This window comes from Methylococcus capsulatus str. Texas = ATCC 19069 (genome assembly GCF_000424685.1).
Lineage (GTDB): Bacteria > Pseudomonadota > Gammaproteobacteria > Methylococcales > Methylococcaceae > Methylococcus > Methylococcus capsulatus.
Window position 1 is genome coordinate 18,341 of sequence record NZ_AUKJ01000008.1, and the last position, 13,382, is coordinate 31,722.

Below are 13,382 nucleotides of genomic sequence, written 5' to 3' on the forward strand. Positions count from 1 at the left end.
CGGGATGAACGGCGCGGCCTTCAGCGTTGGTCATTGGGCGGCGGTCAACGGAAAAAACGGGTATTTCGCCTGATTCAGCCGAGCCCCCGGATCGGGAGAGTCCAGCGGATGCCCTTTTTTCCGGTCAGGCCCGCTCGACCGACGGTAGCAACGGCAGCCCCAGTTCCTGGAGAAACCCGTTGTGCCGCTGAGTGGCCGTCTCGATCTTCCGGTCCAGCGCCACAAGCTCGGCATGCACCGCCGCCAGGTCGATTTCCTCCTCGGCTTGCGCCGTGCTCACGTAGCGCGAGATGTTCAGGTTGTAGCCGTTGGCCTCGATCTCCTCCATCGTCACGCGGCGGGCGTAGCGCGCTTCCTCCTTGCGGAACTGGTAGGTGTCGATGATCTTTTCGATGTGCCCCGGCAGCAGCTTGTTCTGGCGCTTGCCTTTCTCGAAATGCTCGGCGGCATTGATGAACAGCACGTCATCCGGCTTCTTGCACTTCTTCAGCACCAGGATGCACACCGGGATGCCGGTGGAAAAGAACAGATTGGCGGGCAGGCCGATCACCGTGTCGATATTGCCGTCCTTCAGCAGTTTGGTGCGGATGCGCTCCTCCGCGCCGCCACGGAACAGCACGCCGTGGGGCAGGATGATGGCCATCACGCCGTCCTGCTTCAGGTAGTGGAAGCCATGCAACAAGAAAGCGAAGTCGGCGGCGGATTTGGGTGCCAAGCCGTAGCTCTTGAAGCGCATATCCTCACCCAGCGCCGCGCTCGGCTCCCAGCGGTAACTGAATGGCGGATTCGCCACCACCGCGTCGAACTTGGGGCTCTTGGCCGGGTTGGTCTCGCGCAGCCAGTCCCATTCGTTGAGCAGCGTATCGCCGTGATAGATCTCGAACTCGCTATCCTTCACCCCGTGCAGCAGCATGTTCATGCGCGCCAGGTTGTAGGTGGTGATGTTCTTCTCCTGCCCGACGATCTTGCCGATGCCGCGCGGCCCCATGCGGTGGCGCACGTTCAAGAGCAGCGAGCCGGAACCGCAGGCAAAATCGAACACGCTCGCCAGATGCGGCTTGATGCCGGTGGCGGGTTCCTGGCTGTCCAGCGTGACGATGCCGGAGAGGATGCTGGAAATCTGCTGCGGCGTGTAGAACTCGCCCGCCTTCTTGCCGCTGCCTGCGGCGAACTGGCCAATCAGGTATTCATAGGCATCGCCCAGCGTGTCGCGGTCGGTGGAAAACTTCTCCAGCCCCTCGGCAATCGCCTTGATGATGGTGCAGAGCTTGGCATTGCGCGCCTCGTAATTCTTGCCCAGCTTATCCGAATTCAGGTTGATCTCGGAGAACAGCCCGCCGAAGGTGCTGGAGAAGGACTCGTTCTCGATGTAATCGAAACCGTTTTGCAGCGTGTGCAGCAGCTCCTTGTCCTGCGTGCGCGCCATCTCCGCGATGCTGCCCCAGAGGTATTCGGGCTGGATCACGTAGTGCGTCTTGCGGCGCATCTGTTTTTCAAACTCGGCGGTGTCTTTCGGATTCGCGGCATACCACACCGCCAGCGGCGCGCGGCGGTCGGTGGCCGTAAGCTTCGGGTAATCCGTCCCCAGCTCCTTTTTCGCCGCCGCCTCGTAGTTGTCCGAGAGGTAGCGCAGGAACAAAAAGGAAAGCATGTAATCGCGGAAGTCGTCCGCGTTCATCGCCCCGCGCAATTGGTCGGCAATGCCCCACAGGGTGTTGCCCAGTTGTTTCTGTTCTTGTTCGGTCATGGTGCGGCTTCCTCCGGTACATCGGGAAATAGTTCGGGATTGAATGGGTAGCGGCCAAGGAAATCGTTGAGGATTTTCTTGAAGTAGGCCTTGTTCTCTTCCAGCATCTCCTGCGGCTCATAGAGTGAATAATTGCCGTGGCTCAGAATGTTGATCAGCCGGGCATGGAGGATGCCATCCGGGTCGTCGTCATCCTGCTTAATGCAGGCCGAAAAGTTGGGGAAGCCGTGAAAGCTCGCCGACTTTTCCAACAGGCTGCGCAGCATGTTGAAGTGATAGGTGTAGAGCCGTCCGGATTTCGCCGCCTGATACAGCTCCGTGAGCATGGCGACATGATGGAAAAACGGCGTGGCGTTGGTATAGCGCAGCCGGTAGCCCGTGGCGTTGCGCGGCTGCGACAGGAAATAGGACGCCGTCTTCTTGGACTTGCGCGCATCCAGCTCGTTGTGCATCACGTTGAAGAACAGCGCGTGGTGCGAGGAAATCACCGCACGGATCGGGCTTTCCTTGGCCTTGAGCAGTTGCGCCAGATCGCTGGCCACGGCGATGGCGTTGTTATCGTCCAGCGAAGAGATGGGGTCGTCGATATAGAGGTACTTGACCCAGCTATACGCCTGCGCGCCATCCAAGACCAACTGCACGATGGCGAGAAAGAAACACCAGATGAAGATATTCTCCTCGCCACGCGACACCTTGATGTCATCCACGGTCACCGTCTTGGCCTGCTCGCCCTCGCCGGTGGTGATCTCGCGCGAGAAGCTGACTTCCCACTCAGTGGTGTCGATCCTGAAATCGAAATCGGCATAGCGGCTGAGCAGCGGGCGGATGCGGGTATCCATCTCCAGCTGGTCCAGCCCGGCGAAGAAGCGCGAATCCTTGTTGATCTTCAGCACCCGCTCGCGGTCATTGTTGAGATCGTTGTCCCAATAGAACAGATCCTCGGTAAAGGCGTTGAAGTAGAGCGTATCCCGCGCGTCGCCCTGCTTGCCGATGTCCTTGAAGGCCATGGACAGGCGCGTCTTGCCGGTGCCGTTGTAGGCATAGAGCAGGATGAACTTCTTGCTATTCAGCTCGCCGCGCAGATGCGCGGCCAGGCCATTCAGATTGGCAAAGGTTTGATCGGTCATCAGTCCACTGCTCCATCCATGATTTGCCAGGCCCTGCGATAGGTGCTGCCGACCGCCCCCAATGCCTGGTTCCAGTCCTGTTCCGTCAATGCGGCAAGACGCTGACGAACCGTCGGCAGAGATTCGTTCGAACGCAGAGCCATCACGCTCGCCAGCGGTGTCGCCGCCCGGCGCGGCACCCCGAGCAGGCGCAGGGCGATGGCCTCGTCCGTGGCTACCCCATAGAACACCTGCGACGGAAGATTGGCTAACTGTGTGCGCTCGTCGTCTGAAAGGCTGGATGCCGTGATCGCCAGCAGCGCATTCAGGCCCCAGGAAGAAGTCTGCGCCAGCTTGCCGAAGAGGTTTTGCCCGCACTTCGTAAGCGCCGCCACCTCGTCTTCACCCTCTTTGCGGAAATGCCGCGTGGCGATGGTGGTGATCTCCTCGCCATTCACCCAGTCCTTGAGGATGAGCGCAAGCTTGTCCCCGTCTGGCGCTTGGCCACCGAGGACGCTCTTCAAGTTCTCACGCAACTCGGGAACCCGCAGCAGCACGCCCATCATGTCCTGCAAGGTACGGTCGCCATCGCGGAACAGGCGCTCCCTGTCCCACGAATCCGGCCCGATGTTCCCTCGATTCGCCATCACCGTGCGGATGCTCTGCAACGAAAAGCCGGTGCTGTCCACCAGCTTCAAGGGCTGTTGCGGGCTGGAGATGTAATCGACATAGCCCCGCACCCCGTCGAGCAGACGGCGGGCGAGCTGGCTGGCGGTAGCGCGCAACTTCTCGAAGCCCAGCGTGCCGCGCAGCACCTGCTCGATCTGGTCGGCAAAGTTGGCCGGCGCGCCCATTTGCCGATAGGTGTGGACGAGGTACTGCAAGAAGCTCGACCACTCTGGATGGTTGTAAACGATTTTGCCAAGGTCACCCAGCTCACCAGACGCAGCTTGCGCCAGCTGAATCAGCGCGGAATTCAAGTCCCCGGTGTTGCTGTTGATGAATTCCCTGCGTTTGGCGACCTCCTCCTGATCCCTGGCCACCAGGGCCACCACGCCCAGCTGGCCTTGGGACACACGCCCGGCGCGGCCCGCGATGTTCCAGAAATCCTCCGGCGGCATGGTTTGCCCGTAGGGGTACTGCGTGGCCGCCATCACCACCCCGCTGACGGGGAAGTTCACACCCTGGGCGATGGTCGTGGTGGCGGCCAGCACATCGAGCTGCCCCTTCTCGAACAGCCACTCCATCAACATGCGGATCTCTTCCGGCAAACCGCCATGGTGCACGCCGATGCGATGCGCGAGCAGATCCACCAGCGGAAATTGCGCCCCCAGCTCGGCCTTCACATAGTCCTGCACAAAGCGCACATCGCCGGACACGGCCTCGGCTTGCCCGGACTTGAGCCGCTCGGCCAGCTTCCAAACATAGTCCGGGCGGCTGTGCATGGCGATGACCGGCCCGCGCGCCTTGAGCTTGCGCGCCGCGATGGCGGCCAGCGTCCCCACATCCTGCGCTTCCGAAAGCGACCCGGCCAGCGACTCGTCCTTGCCCAGCGAAAAGGCTTCGTCCAGCACGATGCTGGGGCGCGTGGTGTGCACCGTCTCGAAATCCAGCCGGTAATCCCGGGCGCGGCCTTTCTTCTGACCATCATCTACCGGGCTGACGATGCCGATGGCCCGATCATTGGGCTGCCAGTCCACCCCCAGGCTGATGTCCTCCGCGTTCTGACCACCGAGCCAGCGTGCCACCTCGCGCGCGTTCTGGATGAAGGGTGTGAGCAGCAGGAACTGCGCATCGCGGCACTCCTGGTTGATGGTCGCCAGCAGCAACTCCAGGCGCAGGCCGCGCTCCTTGTCCTGGATGGTGTGCGCCTCATCCACCACCACCAGGGTCAGCGGTCGGTCGATCTTTTCCTCCCAGCCCTGGCGCAACATCAGGTCGAACTTCTCGGGCGTGGCCACGAGGATGCGGAAGCGCGCCTCGTCGCGCGACTCCGTCAGCACGCCCGCTTCGATGCCGTCGATCTCCATGGCCGGGCTCACTCGCTCCACCACCAGCCCCAGCGGCTGGAAATCACGGCGCAACTGCCGCGTCACCTGATTGACCAGCGCCCGGCTGGGCGCGAGATACGCCACCCAGCCCTTGCGGTCCTCGAACTGGTTCAGCGCCTGCAACATGCGGAACTGAGCGATGAGCGTCTTGCCGCTGGAAGTCGGCAAGCTCACCACCACGGCCTGACGGCTGGAACCCAGTAAGCCCCGCTCGGCCAGGGTGCGGCGCTGTGGCGGCAACACGTCGAACAGGGCACGGTCGCCGCGTCCGCGCCCGACCAGCTCGCGCACGAATTGGGTCACGCGCGAATTCACCTTGCGCGTCACCGTCCACAGGGCGTTGTCCACCATCTGCGATGCGGCGCGGGCCAGCAAGCGCGCGAACGGCCCCAGTTCGATGAGCTGCGCCGCCTCGCAGGCATCGATGGCCCGGTCGAAGTGGCTGTCCAGCAAGGGCTGCATCTGGAAACTGCCATCCACTTTGCCGTCGGTGATGTAGTGAGCCAGCACATCGGCCGCCTTCGCCAGATGGTAGATGGCGATCAGCTCCAGCGCGCTGCGCTTGGCCTCCAGCGGCGTGAAGGTGTGCAGATAATCCCGCTCGAATTCCTCCTGCGCGCTGCGCAGCGCCGCCACATGCTCCAGCACCGCATCTCGGTCGCCCCAGCCCTTCTTGCGCACCAGCCTGAGCCAAACCTCGGTGATGGTGGCCCGGCAACGTTCGCCCCAGTTGCGCGCAGAAAGCGGTAAGGCGGGCCATTTCCCCGCCTCGTCCAGCGTGCGCAGCCAGCGCGCCGCGTCCGCACCGCGATCGCCCAGCACGGCCAGCACCGAGGCGCGCAGCAGATGCGTGCCCGCTGCCATGGGCTCGGCGGGCAGGGGCAACACGCGCAGCAGCCGGAAGGCCTCCGTTGCCGCCTGGCGCGACAGCTCCAGCCGCTCGGGATCATCGGCCAGGCGGTCCACCTTCAGGTCGAGCACGGCGATTTCCAGCGCGGCGGCCGTCTCGCGCAGCGGCGCCTCATCGAAGGCGGGCACCTCGCGGCCCATCTCCCGATAAAACTGCACGCGATCGGCCTCGCGCAGCGCCATGCGGCGGCGGTCCGCCATCGCATCGAGCAGCCAGTGGGTCATGCCGCACCTCCCTGAGCAATGGCCTGCGGCAGTTGCGCGATGGGCCAGGGCAAATAGAGGGCGATGAGGCGGCAGCGCGTCGGCGCTTGCAGGCTGCCCGCCAGTTGGCGGCCCCGCGCCTGCAAATCGGACTCTTGCGCCGTCTGGTCGCGCACCAGAATTCCGAACAGCGCCAGATCGCGCAGCCCGGAATTGAAGTAGCGGGTGCACGCCGCATTGAAGGCAAGCTCGTGCGCCGTATTCTTCACGCGCGGCAACAGCCACTTGAGTAGTTGGCAGATCGTGCCGAGGTTAGTTGCAAGCGTATCGAGCTGGTGGGGCATGCCGCTTCTGCCGCTCATCACTTGCGGCGGCGATTTCGCCTCGGACGAGCACTTGACCTCGCCCAGCGCCAGCCGGTGGGAACCGCCTTCGCGCTGAAAGCCCACAATGTCCGCGCCAGGCAACGAAGCGAAGGGGTTGCGCTTGTCGCGCTCGGTGTTCCAGGGCAGCACCACATCGTGGTGCGTCTCCAGCATTGCCTCGGCCAGCGCCTCGCCCGCCGCCCAGTCGCGCATCTCCGGCACCTCGGCGGCCAGCACCTCTTGCAGCGCCGCCTGCCCCATGCCGGTGAGGCTCAGCCCATGCAGATGCTCACTCAACGCCTTGCCGCCCTCGGCATCGTTCAGCCGCGCAGCCACCGGCCCTTGCAGAAATTCTCCCAGCGCAGGGCCATCCTGCGCGCACTCGCCCTGCCAGGTGACGCAGCCTTCAGTCGCTTGGTAGGCGGTTTGCCAGCTCATCCCTGCACCTCGTCAACGGAGGGGAAGAGCTGCTGCATCAGCCCTTTCTTGTGCGCCTTGAGCGCGTCGAGCTTCTGGGCCTGGGCGGCGATGAGCGCGTCGAGGGAGGCGAGGCAGTCGGCAATGCATTGCTGTTCGGCCAACGGAGGAATTGGGATCTCCATTTGCTTTAGGTGAGTTGGGCCGAAGTGCTTGATTCCTCCACCAACTGCGGCAGATTCAGCTTGTTGCGCAAAGTGAGGGCTTCCCAGAAAGGCCTTTAGATAGCCAAAATTTAATCGTTCATTATTGGGGCGGAGCCGAATAAGCCCGGTGTAGAAAACGGCACCGGCTGCAGCGTGCGTTACAATCGATGAAAGGCCAAAGGTTGCGCTGGTTGAAATAAGGAGATCGTTAACTTCGAGACGAAAATGCGCCCACTTCTGCGCTACCTTTTCGGGATCAAGATAATTGCATCCATCAAGTGTGACAGCCGCCCCGCCAACCCCGGCAAGCCTAACAAGCGGCACTCCTTCACTGCGAAAATCAACGGCCATTATTCCCGGGCCTTCTTGAAAAAAGACGACCTCAGGCAAGCTAACCACAGTCCAATCGCCCTCGTTTGCAAAGCGGAGTTGGGGCAGGGTTTCGCCGTCGCGCGGGAAGAGTTGCTGCATCAGCCCTTTCTTGTGGGCCTTGAGCGTGTCGAGCTTTTGCGCCTCCAGGCTGACCAGCTCGTCGAGGGAATCGAGGCAGTCGGCGATTTTTTGTTGTTCGCCTAAGGTGGGGTTCGGTAACAACAATTCCGAGAACTGCTTGAAACTAATCATTTTCCCGTCGCGCAAACCTTCTAGGTTTTTCGTGAGCTGCTGAATAAATCTGTAGGATTTAAACAGATGCTTAAAAAACGCCTCAGAAAGCTCGACTTTCTTTCGAAGAATTACGTAGGCCGGACTACAAACTCCGTGGTATTCAGAAAATTCGATACCGCCTTGAAACGACCTGAGGCTGATAATGAAATCGCCTGGCTGAACCTCTTTGTAGGTCTCGACGCTCTTGTCGGTTACAGAAACATGGTAGTCGATTGCATCCCGAGGAATTGCTCCATGCTCTTGAGTGATCGCGAGAATCGGGAGACCTGGAGTCGCCTGCCGATTGTTGATTTGATCGAACAGTTTATCGCCATAGTCATCCCCCCATCCCGGATGGTCCCGAAATTCAGGAAAGCGCAGCTTCGGCACCAGGGCACGCTTCGCGCCCGGTTTCATGGTCTTGTCGTCCGCCTTATTGCTCATACGCCCCCAGCCCTGAAATCTCGCGCCCGCCGGCGAGTTTTTTGAGCAGCGGGATGAGGTCTTCCATCAGCGCCAGTTCCTTTTGCGTGCGCGCCTTCCAGCCGAGTTCCGCGGCGGCGAAGAGGTCGGAGAGCGCATCGCCGTCGAACACGAGGCGGCGCAGGATGGTCTCCACGAAGCTTTGCAGCGCGGCGCTGTCGAGGCGGTGCTTCTCCGCGATGGCGGCGAGCTGCCGCGCGTGCTTTTCGGCCTTGAAGCGTTCATAGCCCGCCTTGATGGCCTTTTCATCCAGCGCCTTGCCCGCTTGCAGGGTGTCGATGTATTCCGCGATGTCGTCGCGCTCGTCGATGAACTTGGCATCGGACTGGATGAGGCCGATGAGCTGGGCGCGGTTCATCTTCTGCTTGTCGGGTGTCTGCTGCGAGTAGCGGGCGATCAGCGCCATGATGTAGTCGTAGTCGATCACGGCGCTGGCGAAGAGCACGAACTCGAAATCGAGCTGCTGCACTTCGGCGGGGGGGTGCTCGCCGCTCTTCTCCTGCTGGTCTTTGAGGCGCTGGGCGGTTTCGAGGTACACGCCCTTGAAGCCTTGCAAGGTTTCGCCAGGCAGCACCTGCTCGATGGTTTGCTTGTTTTCGTCGGTGAGGTCGGTGTACTGGTCGAGCTGGGTCTTGAGGCGCTGCACCTCTTTGAAGAGGTTGATGAACTGGGCGCGGGCGGTGTCGCCCTTCAAGTTGGGCACGGCTTCGGGTTTGTTGGCCAGCCCTTGCGAATGCATGAAGTCGCCCAGCTTCTGCACGGCGGTTTGCAGTTTTTCGATGACCACCGGGGCCTTGTCCACCAGCCAGATTTCCTTGGGCGGCCTGGTGGCCTCGCCGGAGAAGAGGCCGATGGCGGCATCCACGGCATCATTTTGCTGGCGGAAGTCGAGGATGTTGCCGTAGGGCTTGGTGTCGTTGAGCACGCGGTTGGTGCGCGAAAACGCCTGGATCAGGCCGTGGTACTTGAGGTTCTTGTCCACGTAGAGGGTGTTCAGGTATTTGGAATCGAAGCCGGTGAGCAGCATGTCCACCACGAGGGTGATGTCGATCTTCTGCGCGTGCGGCAGGTCGGCATTGGGCCATTGCTGGTCCTTGATGCGCTTCTGGATGTCCTGATAGTAGAGGTCGAAGTTGCTGAGGTCGTGGTTGGTGCCGTATTGCGCGTTGTAGTCGGCGATGATGGCCTTGAGGGCTTCCTTCTTCTTGTCCGGTTCCTGTTCGTTGTCGGCGCGCTCCTGCGGCAGGTCTTCCTGGATCTGCCGCACGTCCTGGTTGCCTTCGGCGGGCGGGGAGAAGACGCAGGCGATGTTGAGCGGCTTGAAGCCGGGGTCGCTGGCCCGCTTTTCCGCCTGCACGGTCTTGAACAGGGCGTGGTATTCGATGGCGTCGGGGATGCTGGCGGTGGCCAGCAGCGCGTTGAACTTGCGGCCGTTGGTGGCGGCATCGTGCTTGGCGAGGATCGCCTCGACGATGGCGCGCTTGGCCAGCGCTTCGCCGGGCTTGGGTTTGTTCTTTCCTTCCGGCTTGTAATAGTCCACATGGAAGCGCAGCACGTTGCGGTCTTCGATGGCGTGGGTGATGGTGTAGGCGTGCAGCTGCTGCTGGAAGATGTCGGCGGTGGTCTTGTAGCTGGCCTGCTGGCCTTCGATCTGCTGATAGCTTGCATTCTGCTCAAAGATGGGCGTGCCGGTGAAGCCGAACAGCTGGGCGTTGGGAAAGAATTCCTTGATGGCCTTGTGGTTCTCGCCGAATTGCGAGCGGTGGCATTCGTCGAAGATGAACACCATGCGCCGGTTGCGCAAGGGTTCGAGCCGCGCCTTGTAATTGCGCTTGTTCGTTTCATCGAGCGCAAGGCCGAGCTTCTGGATGGTGGTGACGATGACCTTGTCGGCGTAGTCGTCGGAGAGCAGCCGCCGCACCAGGGTTTCGGTGTGGGTGTTCTCCTCGACGCAGTTTTCCTGGAACTTGTTGAATTCCTCGCGCGTCTGGCGGTCGAGGTCCTTGCGGTCCACCACGAACAGGCATTTGTCGATGTCGGGGTTGTCTTTCAAGAGCGTCGAGGCCTTGAACGAGGTGAGCGTCTTGCCTGAACCTGTGGTGTGCCAGATGTAGCCGTTGCCGCTCTTGCGGTGGATGCACTCCACAATCGCCTGCACGGCATAGATCTGATAGGGCCGCATCATCAGGAGCTTCTGCTCGCTGGCGACCAGCACCATGTAGCGGCTGATCATCTGGCCCAGCGTGCACTTGGCGAGGAAAGCGTCGGCGAAGTCATCCAGATGGGTGATCTTTTTGTTGTCTTCGCTGGCGTACTGATACAGCGGCAAAAAGCGCTCGTCGGCGTTGAAGCTGAAGTGGCGGGTATTGTTGTTGGCGAAGTACCAGGTATCGCTGCGATTGCTGACGATGAAGAGTTGCAGGAAGCACAGCAGGGTCTTGCCGTAGCCGTTGCCGGGGTCGTTCTTGTAATCGACGATCTGCTGCATGGCACGGCGCGGGCTTAGGCCTAACGTCTTCAGCTCGATCTGCACCACGGGCACGCCGTTGATGAGCAGGAGCACGTCATAGCGGTGGTGGCTGTAGTCGGTGCTGATGCGCAACTGGTTGACCACCTCGAAGCTGTTCTTGCACCAGTCCTTGATGTTGACCAGGGTGTAGTAGAGCGGCGTGCCGTCGTCGCGCTCGAAGCTGTTCTTCTCGCGCAGGTGTTTGGCGGCAGTGAACACGTCCGGCGTGACGATGGTGTCCAGCAGGCGGTGGAATTCGCTGTCGGTGAGGTGGACGCGGTTTAACTCCTCGAACTTCTCGCGGAAATTCCGTTCCAGCGCGGCGCGGTCGCGGATGTCGGGGCGGTAGGTGTATTTCAGCCCTTCCAGCTTCTCGATGAAGTCTTGTTCGATCTGGCTTTCCGTGGTGGTCATTGTTTCGTTCCTGCCGTCGATGGTCCGTTGGTTTGGCGGTCGGGCTGACCCAGGCGATTCTTGGAAGCCCCATCAGGCGTTCCCGTTGGTGGCTTCACCGCTTGGGCGATCGGGCTTCAGCCCGTGTGTCCGCGCGTACTCCAACACCAGAATCTCGATCATCGAAGCGAGGGATCGCCGTTCGCGCTCTGCGGCCATGCGCAACAGCTGCTTGATCTCGGCGGAGGTGCGTATGGAAAGGGTTTCGTCCTTCCGGCGTGACATGGCGGCATCTCGTCAGCGATGAGACGCCAATGTACTGCCTTTGGCTTTTCTGGGGCAACACGATACGGATGATGTGCCGGTCGCTTTGGCGATGCCTCCTTGCTTAGACGCCGCTCGGCGTTCAGCCCACGGCCGCTTCGCCGCTTTCCTGCGTGCGGATGCGGACGGCCTGTTCCGGTTCGAAGACCAGTATCCGGGCATCCTCGGCCGCCTTCGGGCCCAGGATGCCGATGAGCGATTCGACGACGGCGCCCGCCATGCGTTCGGTGGCGAGTATCTCCAGCTTGAACGAGCAGTCGTCGGCGCGGGGCGCGTGCCTTTCGCACGCCTCGCCGAGAATGCGGCTGATGGTGAGGCCGGTGGCGCCGGTTTCCAGGAGGGCCTCGCGGGCTTCATCCAGCTTGCGTGAGGGTACGATTGCGGTCACCAGTTTCATTCGCCTGTCCTCTCTTCGCGAGACCGGGGCGAGGTGCGTCCGCCGGTCCCGCTTGGTGGCTAGTCGATTCCCTTGCCGACGGGTTCCTCGAGCAGGTCGCTCCAGTCGGTACGCTCGCGCATTTCCTTCTTCACGCCGGGCGGCAGCAGTTCCCGGCCTTCCCGAATCTCCCAGCCGCCACCCAGCGCCTTGTACATGGCGATGACGCTGCGGGCGACGTCTCCGCGGCTGGCGGTCAGCCGGTCTTGCTGCTGCACCAGGAACAGTTCCGAATTGAGGACCCGGGTGTAGTCCTCGAGTCCGTTCTGGTATTGCCGCAAGGCGAGTTCCGCGGCGCGCTGGGAGGCCCGGACGCCGTCCGACAGGCTGGCCACCCTTTCCTCGGCTTTTTTGAACGCGATGATCGCGTCTTCCACCTCGCGCAGGGCGCGCAATACGGTGCTGCGGTAGTCGGTCAGGAGTTCCTGGAACTTGGCGTCCTGGACCCGGACGTTGTTGGTCAGCCGTCCGTACTGGAAGATCGGCCAGATGACGGTCGGTCCGAATTTGCCCGCCAGCCCGGAAGGGCTGATGGCGTTGGCCACGTCGAGTCCGTCGATGCTGCCGGAATTGAAGCCGACGGTGCCGACCAGGGAAAGGCGGGGGAGGAGTTCGCTCTCGGCGATCCCGATCTGGGCGCATTGGGAGGCGGCCTTGTATTCCTGGGCGCGCACGTCGGGGCGGCGGCGCAGGATGTCGGTGGGGATGCCCATGGCGATCTCCGACCGGGCGGCGGGGATGTCGCTGTCCGGGCCCAGTTCCTTTTCGAGGTGGCTGGGCTGCATCCCCAGCAGGACGCTCAGGGCATTCTTCGACTGGCGCAGTCCCACTTCCAGGTTGGCGATCTCGGCCAGGGTCGCCTGGTGCAGCGCCTTGGCCTGCTGCATGTCGAGTTCGGTGCTCAGGCCGTTGCGGAACTGCGATTCGGCGACGCGGAAGCTGCGTTCTTGCAGGTCGGCATTGCCCTTGGCGAGCGCCAGGCGCTGATTGAACGTGCGTATCTGGACATAGGCGGCAGCCACTTCGGCGGTCAGCGTCACCACCATGTCGTCATATTGCAGGGTCGATGCCGCCAGTTCCGCACCCGCGGCATCGATGCCGCGGCGGAACCGGCCCCAGATGTCGAGCTCCCACATGGCGTCGAATCCGGTCTGGAAATAGGTGAACGTGTGGAAATCGCTTCCCTGGTAGTAGGGCGAGTATTCGCTGATGCGTTCATAGAATGTGTCCATTCCCACGTTCTGTTTCTGGGGGAACAGGTAGCCTTTGGCGATGCCGAGCTGGGCGCGCGCCTGATAGATGCGGATCGCCGCTTTCTGGACGTCCAGATTCTGCCGGTAAGCCTTCTCGATGAGACGATCCAGCACCGGATCGTTGAACAGTTTCCACCAGTTGCGGAAATCGCCGGCCTTGGCGGCTTTTTTCGGCGCATCCAGCCAGGTATCGGTGAGTTTGATTTCTGGCCGGTGGAAGTCCGGGCCGATTTTGTTGCAGCCGTCGAGCAGGAGCCCCAAGCCGGCCGCAAGCGCGAGGCGCAGCAGCAGGACTCGAGCCGAATCGTACAGGGTGATGCGCATGGCGTGGTCT

At 61.9% G+C, this 13,382-nt stretch carries 9 protein-coding genes; all 9 read right to left on the minus strand.

Annotated elements, in window-relative coordinates:
• Positions 1-124: 124 nt before the first annotated feature.
• The 9 genes from H156_RS0101900 to H156_RS0101940 all read right to left on the minus strand — a co-directional run bounded on the left by H156_RS0101900 (position 125) and on the right by H156_RS0101940 (position 13,372).
• The gene (locus tag H156_RS0101900; protein ID WP_017364701.1) at positions 125-1,747 is read right to left on the minus strand and encodes a type I restriction-modification system subunit M; all 1,623 of its coding nucleotides are present in this window, start codon (positions 1,745-1,747) and stop codon (positions 125-127) included.
• Positions 1,744-2,874: an AAA family ATPase gene (locus H156_RS0101905; RefSeq protein WP_017364700.1), complete on the minus strand. Its 1,131-nt coding sequence runs from the start codon at positions 2,872-2,874 to the stop codon at positions 1,744-1,746. Before H156_RS0101905 ends, H156_RS0101900 begins: the two co-directional genes overlap by 4 nt.
• Positions 2,874-6,038, minus strand: a complete 3,165-nt coding sequence (locus tag H156_RS0101910; RefSeq protein WP_017364699.1) for a DEAD/DEAH box helicase — start codon at positions 6,036-6,038, stop codon at positions 2,874-2,876. Before H156_RS0101910 ends, H156_RS0101905 begins: the two co-directional genes overlap by 1 nt.
• Positions 6,035-6,820 carry a hypothetical protein gene (locus H156_RS0101915; protein ID WP_017364698.1) on the minus strand — a complete coding sequence of 262 codons (786 nt, stop codon included), beginning with the start codon at positions 6,818-6,820 and terminating at the stop codon, positions 6,035-6,037. The genes H156_RS0101910 and H156_RS0101915 overlap by 4 nt, the downstream gene beginning before the upstream one ends.
• A complete protein-coding gene (locus H156_RS0101920; RefSeq protein WP_017364697.1) occupies positions 6,817-8,094 on the minus strand; it encodes a restriction endonuclease subunit S in 1,278 nt (425 codons plus the stop codon). Before H156_RS0101920 ends, H156_RS0101915 begins: the two co-directional genes overlap by 4 nt.
• On the minus strand, positions 8,084-11,056 hold the full coding sequence (locus H156_RS0101925; protein WP_017364696.1) for a type I restriction endonuclease subunit R: 2,973 nt from the start codon (positions 11,054-11,056) through the stop codon (positions 8,084-8,086). The genes H156_RS0101920 and H156_RS0101925 overlap by 11 nt, the downstream gene beginning before the upstream one ends.
• A 72-nt stretch (positions 11,057-11,128) precedes the next feature.
• Positions 11,129-11,320, minus strand: coding sequence for a hypothetical protein (locus H156_RS0101930; protein ID WP_017364695.1), 192 nt, complete (start codon positions 11,318-11,320; stop codon positions 11,129-11,131).
• 121 nt (positions 11,321-11,441) lie between these two features.
• Positions 11,442-11,756 (minus strand): P-II family nitrogen regulator, encoded by a 315-nt coding sequence (locus H156_RS0101935; RefSeq protein ID WP_010959647.1) that lies wholly within the window; start codon positions 11,754-11,756, stop codon positions 11,442-11,444.
• Between the two features lie 59 nt (positions 11,757-11,815).
• On the minus strand, positions 11,816-13,372 hold the full coding sequence (locus H156_RS0101940) for an efflux transporter outer membrane subunit (RefSeq protein WP_017364694.1): 1,557 nt from the start codon (positions 13,370-13,372) through the stop codon (positions 11,816-11,818).
• Between the last annotated feature and the right edge of the window lie 10 nt (positions 13,373-13,382).